Genomic DNA, 15,836 nt, shown 5'->3' with positions numbered 1-15,836 from the left:
TGTTCTCACCGCACGAGAATGTCAGAGGCATCCGCGATACTCCCGCCGCCGCGGGGCGTCAGCGCAATCCCAATCACAGAGCCACACGCGGACGCGCCCAGCGCGGCCTCCAGCCATTCGCGCCTCGGCTCCAGGTCGCTCTCGGGACGGGGGCTGACGGCCAGTTCCTCCTGGAGTGCCTTCCTCGGAAGTGCGGCGAGCATGCGGTCCAAAAACCTCGACGCCAGCCCATGCGCGGGGAGCGCAGCGAAGAGCCACAGGGAGATGAGCGGCCCCTGGGCGAGGGCCGCCCGCTCCAGTCCGTCAACCAATCCGGCGGAAAGCCAGGGCGTGAAGTAGAGGGACTCCGTGCTCCGGAAACGTCGGACCCAGCCCGCGCAGACCTGGTCCAGGAATGCGCCAGCGTCCCTCCCGCGTGCCCGCGCCTCGAGCTGGAGGCGCGCGTGACAGCCCGGCCAGGCAATGGGGTCGAGCTGGGACAGGAACGTCACGACGGCGCGGCGCGTCCGGGGCAGCCCGGCGAGCCGGACCATGAGCGCCTCCGTGTCATCCGGCAGGACTGACCTCGCCTCGGGGAAGGCGGCCTTCGTGGCCCGTGCGACCAGCGCGTCCGGGGCCCCCCGGTCCAGCAGTTGCTCCAGCACCGCCACCCAGCACTCCAGAGGCATGTCCCCCCGGGCCAGCACGTCGATGCACGGCTCCAGCGCCTCCCCGTCCCCGTCCACCGGGACTCCGGGGCGGGTGCCCACGTCGAGCCCGTGGAGCGCATCGCGCAGCGGCGTGGGGAGTCGCAGGTCGGCGAGCGCCTCGTGGGGTTCGACGGTGGGCACCGGCGGCGCACCGGGAGGGAGCGACACGCCCGGCCCGGACTGCCTCCACAGCGCGGCGAGCATGTCCGGAAGGGCGGCGAGCTCACGACTCCTCGCACGGCGCTTCCGCAGCGCTCGAAGGGCCGGTGGACAGCCGATGGGTGCGCCTTCGAGCCAGGTGAGCCCCCGGGGTGCCGGGGCGGGGAGCCCCAGGCGCCGGGGAAACGGGAAGCGTGCGGCCAGATGCAGCGCCACCCGCTGCGCGGCGACATGCCGGTGAGGGTCCGCGAGGCAGCGAACCACCACGGCGGGCTCCGGCCGCCGCTCATAGGCACGCACGCAGGACGCGAGCACGCGGCTCCAGGCCCGGTCGCGACAGCCCCCGCAGTCGTAAACCCCGTTCTTGGCGACCTGTTCCCAGAGTGGGGCGACCCGCTCGCACAGCTCGAGCCCCGTGGCCACGTCCAGCTTCGCCAGCAGGGGCGGCAGCACGTCCATCGTTCCATGTTCGATGCCGTGATTGCTGAAGCGAGCCGAGCGCCCCGATTCGCGCCGCGCCACGTCCACCAGCATCCGCGCCGCCGCCCCGGAAGGGCTCGCGAGGTCGAGGAGCATCTTCGCCGCTTCCCAGTGCGAATCGTTCACCCGCGGAAAGCGGCCCAGCACCGCGAGCATTCCCTCGGCGTCCGGCGTGAAGGCGCGGTGGAGGAGCGCGAACCCCAGGGTCGGATGGAACTTCGAGAGCTGGAGACACTCCACCTCGCCCAGGAGCTCGACGAGCCAGTACGCGGCCTCCAGCTCCACCGCCCCGCCGAGGTTGCGTCCCAGGGCGGTGAGCGTCGCCCCGACGTCCTCGCGCTGGCGGGCGAACCACACCTCGGCCTCGTACTGGAGCACGTCGGCCGGAACGACGGGCCTCCCCAGGTGCCGACAGTACGCCGCCACGGCCCCCTCGGCCGGGCCGACCGCGTCCGAGACCTGGAAGGGAACGGTGCCGTCGTCGTACCAGTAGCCGGAATGGAGGGTCTCCGGCTCACCGGAGGCCGCCAGGGGCAGCCGCGAGCAGGCGGCCAGCTCCTCGCAGAAGGCGTGGAAGGCGCGCTCGACGTCCGGCCGGAGCTCGCGCTCCAGCGCGACATAGAGCCGGTAGCCGAGGAGCTTCCAGTCCCGGGAGACGGCGACGAGCTTGCGCGCGACGATGTGCCCTGCCTCATCGCGCAGGTAGAGGACGTGCTTGTTCGCGTCCAGGGCGTTGAGCACGGTCGCGGCGCCCCCCGCCCCACCCTGCTCGATGGACAGGCACGTGTTGAACGGAACGCCCATCCGCAGCACCTGGAGCGGATCCTGCTCCACGGCGAGCACGTACCGGCGGCCTTGCAGGCGCACCTCGGCGGCGCGGGGAGCGAGCCAGGCTTCCACGTCCATCCGCCTCGCCGCGCGTTTGAGCCACGCCGTGTTGGCGGGCATGGCGCGAACGAGAGGCTGTCTCGGATGAGCCGCCGCGTGGCGCAGCAGCTTGCCGAGCAGCTCCTCATTCTTGTCCGTCGAAAGATGGAGGCGCACCGCATCGCGCCACTCGGGCGTCAGCGTGGGCAGGCAGATACCCCAGCCGGCGCGCAGCACGGCGTCGAGCGCGGCGTCGAGGCGGACCTCGAAGGCGCGAGCCAGTATCCCCTCCACTCGCTCCCGCAGGCGCCGCAGCGTCCACTCCGGCGAGGACGGCGCACCCTCCCCATGGGGCCGCTGCGCCAGGCGCTCCAGCCGGCGCCGCTGGGCCTCCGTGAGGTCCTCTCGCGACGACAGGTGCTTGCGCTCGCGCTGGCGCTTCGTGCCACGGGCGAAGTCGCGGAGCAGCGCCCGCGGCAATCCCGGCGGTTCGCCCGCGAGCCGCCGCAGGTAGCAGTAACGGTCCAGCAGGGCATCATCTCCGAGCCAGGCGGCGAACTCCGGGAAGAGGCTGCGTCCGAGTCCGGGCGCGGTGCCCATCAGGTCCGCATGGAGGGTGCGCGCCTGCTCCGGCGCGGAGCGCACCAGGCCGAGCGTCGCGTCGAGCCACGTGAGGAGAAGCTGTGGATTCGTCGTGGACTGTTGGGTGAGCAGGCACCGACCGAGGAGCGCGAGCCCCACCTTGCGGTTCCGGGCGATGCCTCGGAAGGTGGACGCCATCAGCGCCAGCTCCCGCCCCGGCTTCTTCAGCACGGGTGCGAGTCGCAGCGCCCACCGCCCCCAGAGGCGCGCCGCCTCCACGTCGTTCATCAGTTCGATGAGACCGGTCGTGAGCTTGCCCCGGACCAGCTCGGACACGAGGGAGAGCTCGAGTCCCCGCGCCACGAGCGCTCCGAGCGGGGCCAAAAGGTCGCTCGAGTTGTCACCCCGGCTCCTGTGGAGGCGCAGCAACTCCAGCACCTGCGACACAGCGAGCCGCTGCCCCGCGAGGCTCTCACGGAGATTCTCCGTGCTCAGCAGCACGAGCGCGACGTCAGAGGGAGTGAGGAGGGTTTCCTCCTCCGGGCGGAACATCAGCCCGAGGACTCCGAGCGCGCGCCCCAGCCGCTCCAGGGGCTTGTCGTCCGTGGAGGAGCGCTGCGCGGCGAGGGCTTCCTCCCCCGCCGCCCGCACCGCATCCGCGAGAGCCGGGGGTAGCGGTTCCGAAGACGTGTCCTGCGCCGTGTCAGGAGACGGCGCGGGCCACGCCATCATCGCCTGCACGGTCCGCCTCAGGCGCCGCTCGAAGGGACGGCCTCTCGCGCGGTCGGCATGGAGCACCTCCCTGGCAAAGCCGTCGAGGACCTCTTCAGGAATCTCGCATGCGTCGTGTCGCGCGAAGCGTGGGTCCAGGGAGAGGCGCGCCACGAGCGCGGCGATGCGCCGTCGCCCCTCGGCCCTGCGCAAGCGGCCATGCTGGCTGCTCCGGGTCTCGCTTCGCTCCAGGGCCCTGGCGGTACCGGGCCCGTGAACGGCTTCGACCAGGGCGTGCAAGCTCGCCGTCCCCTCCGTGGGCCCGGCCGCGAACCGCCGTGAGAGCTCGTCCAGCGCGCGCTGCCGCGCATCGACCCACGCCGCGTCCACGTGGCCATGACGCCGGAAGACGCGAGGCGCCTCGGCGATGAGCCTGAGCGCGGAGGGATGCCGCCCGAGCGCCTTGAGGTCCCGCTGCGCGGCGCCGAGCCAACGGACGTCGACCGCATACGGCGGGCGGGCCATCCGTGCGGCGCGCTCGAGCCCCGCCACCGTGGGACGTCCGTGCCGTTGGATTTCGTCGAGCAGCACGAGCGGGTCGTGCACGTTCTGGAGCCACGTGAGCCGCGGTCCTTCCACGCACCACACCAGATACCCGTCGAGCAGACTCAGCCGCAGCAGGATGCGCTTGAGGTCGGAGATGTGCTCTTCGGTCGGACGTCGCATGGGCACCGGCGGGCAGGACCCACGCGAAGGGCGGGGTCGTGGCCGGCATGGACGCCGGTCCCATCGATGCCTGACGACCTCGGGGACTCACGGCCCTGGAGGACGGGCGCCGCGAGGCGTCAACTCAATCCCAGCCCCGGAGCTGCACGCGCACGCGCCTCACCACCAATTCCCACTCCTGACGCTTCAGGGTGGCCAGCACCCGCGCGCTGACGATGGTGAGCCCGGTGAGCGTCATCACCAGGAAGCCGATGCGGTGGTCCCTCAAGCCGGCGTCGAGCAGGTTGGCCGCCACATCCAGCGTGAGGAAGAGCGTGCCCAGCGCGAGGTAGGCGCGAATCTGCAACACCATCCCCACCGCCACGCCGAGCAGGCAGACGCCGCCGAAGACGAGCGCATACGTCCCGTCCGCCGACTCGCCCACCCGCATTGCCAGCTTCGCCGCCGCGGGCACGTACAGCAGCAACCCACCCACGACGCGCACCGCGTTGCGGGCCGCCTGCGGCAGGCTCGACGTGAACAACTGGCTCAGCATCAACAGCATCAACCCGAGCGGCGCCAGGTACACCTCCAGCCCCTCCAGCCCATACGCGAGCGCCGCGATGAGCAGCGCCAGGTTGCAGGCCGCCGCCGCGAAGGCGCCGAACATCCGGCTGCGCTCCACCGCACCCAGCGCCGCGTACAGCAGGCCCGAGCCGCCCGCGAGCAGCGCCGCCTCCTGCGTCGCGTCCCCGGGCAGCACCAGCGCCACGCCAATGGGCAGCAGCGCCGCGAAGCGCCGCGTCGCCGCCTCCACCGGGCGCACACCCGCCCGCCGCGCGAGCACCGTCACTCCCACCAGCACGAAGCCCAGCGCCAGCGCGAAGAGCGCGTCGTGCTCGGGACGCAGACCGGGCGCGTACAGGCTGCGCACCAGCGCGTAGACGCCCACCACCGCCACCTGCACGAAGTACACGTGCCGGCCCGTGTGCTCGCGCCACGCGGCATGCAGCGACACGAGGACCGACAGGCCGATGGCGGCGACGGCCAGCAGCAGCACGTCCTCGGAGGCGCGGCCATTCGTGGCGACGAGGGCGAGCAGTCCGCCGCCCACCACCAGCCACCCGTCGCGCCCCCATCCCAGGCCGTCCGACACGTCCTCCCGGCTCCGCTGCGTCACCCACCGGGCCAGGTGCAGCGCGAGTGCACTCCCCGAGATGGCCAGGGCCAGCCCCGCGCCGTACGTCGTGAAGAGCGTCCCGTACCCCACCAGCCCCTCGCCGAAGCGCGCGAGGATGACGAGGGTGGCCATGACCCCGGAGACGACGGCGCTGCCCGCCACGGCGGACCCCACCCAGGCGACGAACCCGGCGAAGGACCCCTTCCACTGGAACGCCGCCACGAGCAGCGCGGTGGCGAAGAGGGCCAGCGTGACGGGCACCGCGAAGGAGACCATCCACGAGCCGTCCAGCCCTCCCAGCAACATCCTCCACAGCAGGGTGGGCACGGCCAGCACGGGCGACGTCTCGCCCGTCACTGCCAGCGCGTACACCATCGAGAACACGAGGTAGCCCAGCGCGACCTGGTGCGCGCGCACTCGCGTCAGGCTCGGGTCCACGCCCCGCCGTCTCGACACCCAGGGGGCGAGCACCACCACCGCCAGCCCCACCAGCGCGAGCACGGGACCCGGCCACGCCTCCAGAACGGGCACGAGGTGCGCCGCGGCGTGCACGAGCAGGAAGATGCCGACCCCGAGAACACCACGTCCCTGCGTGCGCGCCCCACCGGCGAAGAGCACCGCGCCCGTGGCGAAGGCGAGCCCGGCCGCCGTCAGCCCTGGCTGGAAGAACGCGGCGGCGCAGACAAGCGCGACGGCGATGACGGCCCACCCGCGCAGCGCCTTCCGCAAGGGCTCGTGCCGCACCCCGAAGACCGCCGCGGCGTACACGAGCCCGGCGGCGGCGACACCCGCGAACGCGCGCTGCCAGAGCAGGAAGAGGGTGTCCCCCGGTGCGAGCCACGCCTCGGGCTGGAGCCAGTCCAGCGCCCCGGCGGACGCGAGCGCCGCCACCGCGTGCACCCACTGCCCGTCGGGAGGCAGCAGCGCGACCAGGGACGGGCCGAGCAGGTCCTGCCGCGCGGCCAGCAGCGCGGCGCCGGGCACTCCCAGCAGGAACCCCAGCTGCGCGATGGACACCGAGCGGAAGGAGAACGCCAGGAGCAGCGACAGCAGCGCCGCGCCCAGCAGCAGCAACGGCGGCACCACACCGAGCGCGCGCGAGGGGTCCGGCATGCCGACGGCGACGGCGCTCTTGACGAGGACCAGCACCAGCGCGGCCACGCCCAGGTGGGGCACGGCGTGGTAGTCCCGGCCGTGTGACGGGTTCTCCAGCAGCCGCCCGAGCGCGGGCCCGAAGCGCCGCGTCGCCAGCGCGAGCCCCCACAGCGCGATGCCGATGAGCGGCAGGCGCCACGCGGACACGTCAGGAGCAAGCGGCCGGCCAGCGCGGTTGATGACGGCCGTGAGCGCGATGAAGCCTCCGCCCGCCGCCAGCGTGAAGACCGAGCCGCGCAGGCGCCACGTCACGAAGCCGCGCGAGACGAAGGCCACCAGCGCGACGAGCGTGAGCAACCCACCCGCGAGCAGCACCTGTGGCCGCTCCACGTCGACAGGCGTGGGGAGCCAGTTGAAGAGCGCCAATGTGGTGGCCACCACCTGCACGAACACGGCGGCGGCGAACCCGTCCGTGAACAACTGCAGCCCCCGCGCGCCGAACGGCAGCGGGAGGAAGCCCAGCAGCTTGCGGCCCTTGATTCGGGGCGGAGGCGTCCCATCCAGGGGAGCCGCCGGAACGGGGCGGCGCAGCGCCGCGAAGGCCGCGAAGCCGAGCCCCACGGACGCGGAGACGAGGGCGGCCCACGCGGTGCCAGGCACGGAGACGGTGCCCAGGAACTGCGCCACGGTGAGCGACAGCCCCGACGCCGCGAGGAAGGCGACCAGCCGACTGCCGTCCCTCCGCGCGCGCAGCAGCAGCAACGCCGACGCCAGCGCCGTGGGCGCACAGGTCAGCCGGCCATCCCAGCGCTCCATGAACGGAGCCAGCACCTCGGGCAGCACCGGCGAGACGCCGATGGCCAGCGCCAGGCCGAGCGACGTCATCGCCAGAGACACGTCATCCAGCGGCCGCAGCGCATTGGCATGACCGTCGGGATGCGCCCACGAGCCATGCATGAGCCCCGCGAGGCCGTAGAGCGCTCCCGCCAGCGAAAGGACGGCCAGGTTCGTCGCGCTCGCGGCGAGCCACGGCGTGCCCGAGACGTACGTGAGCGCACCGAACAGCGCGGCCACGCCGCCCAGGTAGTGCAGCCCCCGCCAGCGCCAGCCTCCCGCGCCATGGGCCGCCACCGCGATGAACACTCCCGTCAGGACCTGCGGCCACAGGCCTCCCGAGCTCCAGCCCCATGCCGCGCCCATGACGACGGGCATCGACAACAGCGAGCCGACGATGCCCCATGTCAGCAGGCGGATGCGCGTCCCGTGGGACGCCGTCACCCGCGCCAGGGGCAGCAGCGCCGAGGACACCGCGGCGACACCGAAGGCCCACCACGCCGAGTCCCAGGGCGCCTGCGTGCGCGCGAGCAGCGCGCCCGTCAACATCGCGGCCATGACGAACGGGTGCACCAGCGCCCGGCGCCGGGGCTCCAGCAGGAAGAAGACCCCGGCGGCCAGCGCGGGCGCGAGCGCCGAGGCCAGGTCCACCTGGAGGTCTCCCACCGACGACACGGAGAACGCACCGAGAGCCCCCGCGAGCGCGCCACTGGCCACCACCGCGTGCGCCAGCGTCTCCACCACCGGGCCCGCACGGGGGAACGCGTCCCGCACGGCGTCGGAAGTCGCCGCCACCGCCACCACCGTGGCGAGCGCCACCGCCCACAGCGTCATGCCCGCGAACAGGGCACTGCCCGGCTCCAGCGCGTCGAAGCCTCCGGGCGCGCTGGCCACGCAGAAGAGGGCCAGGCAGAGCGCCCCGTAGAGCGCCGCCCCCGCGCTGGCGAGCGAGTCCCTCCCTGGCTTCGCCGCCCGCGCGCGCCACGCCGTCGCTCCCAGTGCCACGACGCCCGCCGAAGCACAGAGCGCGCGCAACCAGGGCTCCTCCTCGAAGCCCATCAGCGGCAGCCCGGCCAGCAGCGAGGGCCACAGCGCCACCGCGAGCGAGGCCGCCGACGCCCCATGCAACAGCCGCCCCGCCGCCCCCAGCGGAACGAGCCCGATGCCCGCGACGCCGAGCGCGACGGGCACGCCCACGAGCGGCGACAGCGCCACCAGCGCGGACAGCGCGACGAACACCACCGGCAGCAGCGCCAGGCCGATGCCCGCCAGCACGCGCCCCGCCGACAGCGAGCGCCGCGAGAGGAACACGCCCAGGCCGATGAAGGCCGCGTGGTAGCCGAAGAGCGCGCCCGTGACGAGGAGCTGCCGGGGCACGCCGCCCAGCGCCCGCCACGCCTCGCGCACGCCCATCAGGGAGCCGCCGAGCACCAGCACCGCGCCGAGGAACCACCAGATGTACTCGTGGAGGCGCGGCGTGCCCGAGGGCCCGCCGTCATCCAGCGCCACCACCGCCTCCAGCCCGCCGCCCAACCCGCCGGTATGCCCGTGCGCGAAGAGCGCCTGTCCCGAGCCCAGCGCCGAGCCGAGGTCGTCCTCGCTGGAGTCGCCGTGTGAGGCGTGGCCACTCCGGACCGCCGCGCGCTTGCGGGCCTTGAGCTCGCGCTCCGCCTTCGCGGCCTCCTCCAGGTTGTGCGCCAGCGCCGCGCCCCAGCCCGGGCGCCACCCCGCCGCGCGGCGCAGCGAGTCCGCGACATCATCCGCCCAGGCCTCCACGCGGGTGGCGGGGGGCACCGGCTCGGGCCGGACGTGCTCCGGCGGCTTCAAGAGTGAGGCCTCCAGCCGGCCGGCCGTCACGCCATCGACGAGCCCATCGGAGCGCCAGCTTGCGATGTGGCGCCGCACCGTCGTCTGCACGAGCGCTTCGAGGTGAGGCTCCGTAGCGGGGACGAGCGCGGCACCACACTCCGGGCACGCGTCGCCGGCTTCATCGGCGCGGAGCCGCGCACAGGCTGGGCAAATCATGATGGCCCCAGCATAGCCCCTCACCACCTGGGTACTGCCAGGGCCCCCCGGTCCCGGGCCACCGAGACGGGCCCGGCGAGCGAGCTACCGGCCTCGCCGCCCCTGGAGCGCTCGGCCCGGCCTGCTCACGCGGCCAGTTCCTGCACCTCAAACGTCATGCCCGCCTTGCGCAGCCGCTCCACCAGCCGCATGCCCATGCACGAGGCCGGGGTGAGCACGCCGCCCTGCGTCGGGTTCGCATCGAAGGCGAGGCTCAGCGCGGCCTCGGAGAGCATGCGCGCGGTGGCCGCGTAGCCCGGATCTCCCTTCGCCGCCACCTTGCCCTTCAGCTTCACCTCGCGCCCGGTGCGCGGCGACTTCCCCTCGCCCAGCAGCTGCGCCACGAAGAAGCCCCGCTCGCGCTCCTCGGCGGAGGGCCCCTGCCCCGGCGCGGGCAGCACCTTCGACTCCAGCAGCTTGCGCAGCGGCTTGACCTGGAGGGCGACGAAGAAGCCGCCCAGGCCCGCCGTCATGCTCGTGGCCCGCGTCAGCCCCTTCACGCCGGCGCCGTAGCCCGCCACCTCGGTGTAGAGGAAGTCGCGCCCCCACGGAAAGCCGAGCAGCGCATGGCTGCGCCGCACCACGCGCGTGTTCACCGAGGCCATGACGAAGGGCCCCGTCCACTGCCCCGCCTCCTGGCTGTAGCGCACCGTGGTCAGGTCGCGCTCGGCCGGGTTGCGCGGCTGGCGCGGGTCCGGGTCCAGCGCATGGGGGTTGACGAGCACGCGCCGCACCGAGCGGTCCACGGCCACCTCCTCCATCGCTTGCATGAGGCTCGCCACCGTGCCGCCGCTGGCGCCCGCGCGCATCGGCCCCATGTAGAGGCGCACCGAGCACAGGTGCCCGCCGTGCTTCTCGCGCATGTGCTCCTGCATCATCAGCGTGCCCAGATCCGACGGAATCGAGTCGAAGCCGCACGTGTGGACGATGCGCGCGCCGCTCGCCCGGGCCTGCTCGTGGTGGTCGTCAATCATCCGCCGCATCCACTGCACCTCGCCCGTCAGGTCGCAGTAGTCCGTGCCGGCACGGGTGCAGGCCGCCACCAACTCGTTGCCGTACTTCGCGTACGGCCCCACGGTGGTGCACACCACGCGCGTGCGCGTCACCAGCGCATCCAGCGACGCCGGGTCCTTCGCGTCCGCCACCAGCAGCGGCAGCTCCGCGCACGAGGGCACCAGCGAGACGAGGCCAGAGCGCACCTCCTCCAGCTTCTTGAGGTCGCGTCCCGCCAGGGCCCACCGCGCACGGTGGGAGTCCTGGGTCTTGGCGAGGTACTCGGCGACGAGGCGTCCGGTGAAGCCGGTGGCGCCCCACACGATGACGTCGAATTCGGCGGAGGACTTGCTCATGGGGCCGGCACTCTGGCCGTGCGTCCCCGTCCTCGCAACCCCGGTGTGAGTCCCATGCCCGCGAGGGAACGCACCGCGCTCATGACAGCAGCAGCTCTTCGGGCGGCAGCTCCAGCAGCGACGGCGACGAGGGGTTCTGCCACCGCTGCCACAGCGGGCAGCCCCGCGCGCGGACCGTCTTCTCGCTCCAGGCCACGAGCGCCTCGCGAGACTCATTCTTCAGCGCGCTGCTGTAGAAGGCCTCTGCCTCTCCGCCGTCCGGTGTGCCCCAGAACAAGTGGAGGCTCGCATAGCCCGGATCGGGCTGGCTGTAGTCGGTGACGACGAGCCCGTCGGGCCTCGTGAGGCACCAGGCATAGGTGGCCTCCCAGCCCTGCAGCTCCGCGCGTCGCAGGGGCAGCCCGGTGAAGAGCGCCTCCAGCACTCCCAGCAGCCGCTCAGCGAGCAGCAGCTCGAAGGCAATCGGGTCGTCCTGCTTGACGGGGTCGTCGTCTCCCCACAGCCCCGCGAGATGGACGCTGTTGATGCTCGTGCGCGCGGGCAGCCCACCGAGTCGCGTGTTGGCTGCCCAGAGCGCGTCGAGCACCGCGCGCGCCTCGGCCGGGCGCATCCCTCCGGCTTCCAGGACCTGGTAGCGCTTGCGCTCGCCGTCCTCCTCCCGATAGCTGGCGGAGATACCCACTCCATCCAGCCCCTCCACGCGGATGTCGAGCGTGAGGCAGCCCTCGCCCACCACGCGCGGCGGCTGGAACAGCGCCGCGAGCAGCGCCTCCACGTGGAGCGCGAGCTCATCGGGTGGCAGCGAGCGCAGCAGGGCGCTGTGCCCCTCTTCGTCCGCCGACATCCAGCGGGCGGCATAAAGGCGCGGGTTGGTCCGGGCGAGGTGTCGGTCCATCCCCACAACCTTGCCCGCGCCGGGCGCCCGGATGCAACGGGCACCGGGCATGGCTCCTGGTGGACGTGCTACCTGCGACGTCGCTGCTGCATGGTCCGGCGGGCCGCCGCTCGGGCCTCACCGCGCGCGGCCACTTCCTTGAGGGCCTCGCCCTCCCCGCTGTCGCCGGAGAGGAAGGTGGAGAGCGCCCGAATCGTCGGGTAGCGGAACAGGTCCACCAGCGTCAGCGGCCGCTCCACCTTCGACTTGAGCTTCTCCAGCACCTGCACCATCAGCAGCGAGTGCCCTCCCAGGTCAGCGAACTTGTCCTCCACGCCCACCTTGTCGAGCTTGAGCACCTCCTGCCAGATGCTGGCGAGCATCGTCTCCGTCTCGCTCTCCGGCCGGGTGAAGGCACTCCGCGCCTGCGCCTGCTCCGGAGCCGGCAGGGCCTTGCGGTCCACCTTCTTGTTCGGCGTCTGCGGGAAGGCGCTCAGCGTGACGAAGGCCTGCGGCACCATGTAGTCCGGCAGCCGCGCGCACAGGAAGTCGCGCAGCGCGTCCGCGGCCGGAGGCTCGCCCGGCTTCGCGATGAGGTAGGCCACCAGTCGCTTGTCGCCCGGCGTGTCCTCGCGCACCACCACCACCGTCTCGCGCACCGCGGGGTGCTCACCGAGCCGGGCCTCGATTTCGCCCAGCTCGATGCGGAAGCCGCGCACCTTCACCTGGTGGTCCAGGCGGCCGATGAACTCCACCACCCCGTCCTGCCGCCAGCGCGCCGCATCTCCCGTGCGGTACATCCGCGCGCCCGGCCGCGAGGAGAACGGATCCGCCACGAAGCGCTCGCGGTCCAGCTCCGGCCGCTGGTGGTAGCCGCGCACCACGCCTGCGCCGCCGATGTACAGCTCGCCCACCGCGCCAATGGGCAGCGGGCGCTGCCGCGCGTCCAGCACGTAGAGCTGCGTGTTGGCGATGGGCGTGCCGATGGGTACCCCCTCCCCCACGTGCTTCACCGCGTACGTGGAGGACCAGATGGTCGTCTCCGTGGGCCCGTACATGTTGAGCACGTCGCCGGACACGGCTTCGGAGAGCTGCCGCGCGAGCGGGACGGGGAAGGCCTCGCCGCCCACCATCATCTTCTTCAGCCGCTTCAGGCCCGCGTGGGCGCGCTCCTCGGCCAGCAGCATGCTCGCCTGTGAAGGCGTGCACTGGAGGTGCGTCACCGGGTGGCGCTCCAGCAGCGCGGGCACGGAGCCGTCCACCTCCTCGCCCTCCACCGGCTTCTCGCCCACACTGGCGTTGGCGCGCTGGAGCACCTGGGCCAGCAGCGGCAGGTGCTTCAGCACCAGGTCCGTCGGCACGCCGAAGTCGACGAGGCAGGCCACCTCGTCCACGTCCATGCCCTTCAGCTTGTCGACGAAGGCGACGCAGGCGTCCACGCCGCCGAAGAGGCTCGACGTCTGGAAGTAGCGCTCGAAGGAGAAGTCGAGCAGCGCGTCCATCTCCTCGGGGGAGAGGTTGTCCGTGCCGAAGTTGCCATTGGACAGCGTCGTCTGTGCCTTGAACGCCGGGAAGCTCCAGGCCGCCTCCTTGATGAGGCTCACCGAGGACTTGAGGTAGGCCTTCATCGGGCCGCGCACCACCTCCTTCACCGTGGCTTCCGACTCGCCGACGAAGGTGTGCAGCATCAGCGTCACGGTGCCCTGGCCCGGGTGGCCGGCCTTGCGCCACGTCTCGCGGTAGAGGGCAATCTTCTGTGCCACCTCCTCCGGAGTCTGGCCGAGCAGGTGCGTCAGCACGTGGCAGCCCGCGCGCGCGGCCTCCTCGAACGTCTCCGGGTTGCCAGCGGTGGTGACCCAGATGGGCAGTTCCTTCTGCACGGGGCGCGGCAGCGTGCGCAGCTTCACCGTGCCGCCCGTGCCGCTCTTCGCCTCCAGCGTCTCGCCGCGCCACAGCCTGCGCACGTCTTCAATCTGCTGGAACATGATGCGCTTGCGGTCCGCGAAGCTCTCCGGCCGCAGCGCGAAGTCATTGGGCTGCCAGCCCGCAGCGAAGGAGATGCCCACCCGGCCGTGGGAGATGTTGTCCACCACGGCCCAGTCCTCGGCGATGCGCAGCGTGGGGTGCAGCGGCGACACGAGGCTGCCCGCGCGGAGTTGCACGTTGCGCGTCACCGCCGCCAGCGCCGCCGATGTCACCGCCGGGTTGGGGAACAGGCCACCGAAGGCGTGGAAGTGCCGCTCCGGCGTCCACACCGCGCGGAAGCCGTGCGTGTCCGCGAAGCGCGCGCTCTCCAGCAGCAGGTCATAGCGCCCCTCGGGACGCTCGCCCTCGTCGCTGGAGAAGTAGAAGAGGCTGAAGTCCATGGCCCGCGCGGCGTGCTTCCCCGCCTGCGCGCCGCCGTGCCGCTCCGCGTGGATGACCACCGTGAAGCCCCGGGTGAGCGTCCAGAGCAGCTCCAGCACGGAGATGTCGAAGTTGAGGCTGGTGACGGCGAGCCACGTGCCGCGCTCCGTGCCCAGGCGCTCGTCCATGCCGAGGCCGAAGTTCACGAAGTTGCGGTGCTCGATCATCACCCCCTTGGGCCTGCCCGTGCTGCCGGAGGTGTAGATGACGTAGGCGAGGCTGTCGGGCCCGGCAGGAGGAGTCTGCGCATCCTCGGAGGTGGCGATGCGCTCCCATGCCTCGTCCACCGCGAGCACCTGCCGCGCGGCCCGGGGCACTCGCGAGAGCAGCCGCTCCTGCGTCAGCACCAGGTGGCAGCCCGAGTCCTCCACCATGAAGGCGAGGCGCTCGGCCGGATACGCTGGGTCCAGCGGGACGTAGCAGCCGCCCGCCTTGTGCGTGGCAAGCACGCCCACCATCATCTCCAGCGAGCGATCCATGAAGATGCCGACGCGCACGTCCCGGCCCACGCCCTCGCCGCGCAGGTGGCGCGCGAGCACGTCGCTGCGCTCATCCAGCTCGCGGTAGGTCAGCGTGGCGCCACGACAGACGAGGGCGGTGGCGTCCGGCGTGCGCCGCGCCTGCGCCTTGAAGAGACCGTGAAGGGTGGCGTCCTCCGGTAGCTCGCGCCGGGTGTCGTTCCACTTCGCGAGCAGCGCGCGCTCCTCCGCGCCCAGCAGGTCGTGCTCACCCAGGGGCCGGCTCGAAGACTCGTGAAGTGACGCGAGGAACGCGGTGAGCTGGCGCGACAGCTCGGAGACGCGGCTCGGGTCCACCCGGGAGGCGTCGAAGAGGAAGTGGGCCTGCGCCCCATCTGAGTCCACGGCGACGGTCAGCGCGGCGCCGGGTACGGCGTGGCTCAACTCCCCCGGCGAGGAGAGGCACAGCGCGACAGGGTACGCCACCTCGCCCAGGTGGCGCGGCAGGCCGGAGAGCTGCGGCGAGCGGCCGAGCAAGTCACGTGACATGACGCCCTTCTCGCGCAGCTGCGTCAGCGCCTTGCGGAAGGCCGCGACGGCGGTGTCGGGCGCGTCCTTCATGGGCAGCTCGAGGCGGAGCGGGAGCTGCGAGGCGAAGAAGCCCTCCACGTCGCGCACGCGGGCACGCGTACCGGCATCGCTGAAGCCCACGTCGAAGCGCGGCTCCGGAGACAGGCGCGACAGGAAGGCCGCCGCGGTGAAGAGCAGCCGCTCCTCGGGAGGTAGGTCCGTGGCCCAACCAGCGGCGACGTCGCTGGCGGCCAGCATCAGCGAGTGCGTGCCCTCCTCCTTCGAGCTTCCCCCCAGGAAGGGGAGGTCCGGAGGCGCGAGCGTCTCCAGCCGTCCGAGGAAGAACGCCTCCGCCCGGCCCGCCAGCGCCCCCACCTCGGACAGGCGGGTGCGCAGCTCCTCCGGGGCCGGAGGCAGCGCATCGCCCACCGCGAGGTTGCGGGAGCCCAGCAGCTCCGCCCACGACAGCGGCGCGCCGCACAGGCCCTTCGGCCCCTTCAGCGTGAGGTCACCGCCGCCGAACGCCAGCGTCAGCGCGTCATCTTCAATCGCGACGATGGTGCCCGGGCTCGCGTCGGAGCCCTCCTCCACCGCGCGTGCCTCGGAGAGCGCCACCGGTGCGCTGCCCAGCCACAGCTTCGCGAAGGCGAGCGGGTTGGGATAGCCGCCGTAGTCCAGTGCCGCCACCAGCGCGCGTGCATCTTCCACGTCGCCGTCCAGTGCCACGAGGGCCCCCGCCTCCGGGCGCTGCGCATGGCCGAAGTAGCTGCGCTGGGAGAAGTCCTGGTCGAACAACTCCATCCGACCGTCGAC

General features: G+C 72.6%; 5 protein-coding genes and 2 pseudogenes. All 7 read right to left on the bottom strand.

Annotation, left to right across the window (positions count from 1 at the left end):
* Positions 1-5 precede the first annotated feature (5 nt).
* Positions 6-4,214 carry a hypothetical protein gene (locus G4D86_RS37320; RefSeq protein ID WP_163999014.1) on the bottom strand — a complete coding sequence of 1,403 codons (4,209 nt, stop codon included), beginning with the start codon at positions 4,212-4,214 and terminating at the stop codon, positions 6-8.
* Between the two features lie 124 nt (positions 4,215-4,338).
* The gene (locus tag G4D86_RS37315) at positions 4,339-9,327 is read right to left on the bottom strand and encodes a hypothetical protein (protein WP_163999012.1); all 4,989 of its coding nucleotides are present in this window, start codon (positions 9,325-9,327) and stop codon (positions 4,339-4,341) included.
* A gap of 125 nt (positions 9,328-9,452) precedes the next feature.
* On the bottom strand, positions 9,453-10,715 hold the full coding sequence (locus G4D86_RS37310; protein ID WP_163999010.1) for a saccharopine dehydrogenase family protein: 1,263 nt from the start codon (positions 10,713-10,715) through the stop codon (positions 9,453-9,455).
* 79 nt (positions 10,716-10,794) lie between these two features.
* Complete coding sequence (locus G4D86_RS37305) at positions 10,795-11,610, bottom strand: hypothetical protein (protein WP_163999009.1); 816 nt, start codon at positions 11,608-11,610, stop codon at positions 10,795-10,797.
* Positions 11,611-11,678: 68 nt separating this feature from the next.
* Positions 11,679-11,972 carry a phosphopantetheine-binding protein gene (locus G4D86_RS54555; RefSeq protein WP_476705416.1) on the bottom strand — a complete coding sequence of 98 codons (294 nt, stop codon included), beginning with the start codon at positions 11,970-11,972 and terminating at the stop codon, positions 11,679-11,681.
* 93 nt (positions 11,973-12,065) lie between these two features.
* A pseudogene (locus tag G4D86_RS54550) lies at positions 12,066-13,937 on the bottom strand (MupA/Atu3671 family FMN-dependent luciferase-like monooxygenase); the annotation flags it as partial.
* A 120-nt stretch (positions 13,938-14,057) separates the two neighbouring features.
* Positions 14,058-15,824 (bottom strand): annotated as a pseudogene (locus G4D86_RS54545) (AMP-binding protein); the annotation flags it as partial.
* Positions 15,825-15,836: the final 12 nt, after the last annotated feature.

Source organism: Pyxidicoccus caerfyrddinensis (assembly GCF_010894405.1).
Lineage (GTDB): Bacteria > Myxococcota > Myxococcia > Myxococcales > Myxococcaceae > Myxococcus > Myxococcus caerfyrddinensis.
This window is presented reverse-complemented; position numbering and strand designations above follow the sequence as displayed.

What these genes read in the sequence shown, in the direction of transcription:
- G4D86_RS37320 (WP_163999014.1), bottom strand. Translation starts at nt 4,214, where the DNA reads ATGCGACGTCCGACCGAAGAGCACATCTCCGACCTCAAGCGCATCCTG.
- G4D86_RS37315 (WP_163999012.1), bottom strand. Translation starts at nt 9,327, where the DNA reads ATGATTTGCCCAGCCTGTGCGCGGCTCCGCGCCGATGAAGCCGGCGAC.
- G4D86_RS37310 (WP_163999010.1), bottom strand. Translation starts at nt 10,715, where the DNA reads ATGAGCAAGTCCTCCGCCGAATTCGACGTCATCGTGTGGGGCGCCACC.
- G4D86_RS37305 (WP_163999009.1), bottom strand. Translation starts at nt 11,610, where the DNA reads ATGGACCGACACCTCGCCCGGACCAACCCGCGCCTTTATGCCGCCCGC.
- G4D86_RS54555 (WP_476705416.1), bottom strand. Translation starts at nt 11,972, where the DNA reads ATGCTCGCCAGCATCTGGCAGGAGGTGCTCAAGCTCGACAAGGTGGGC.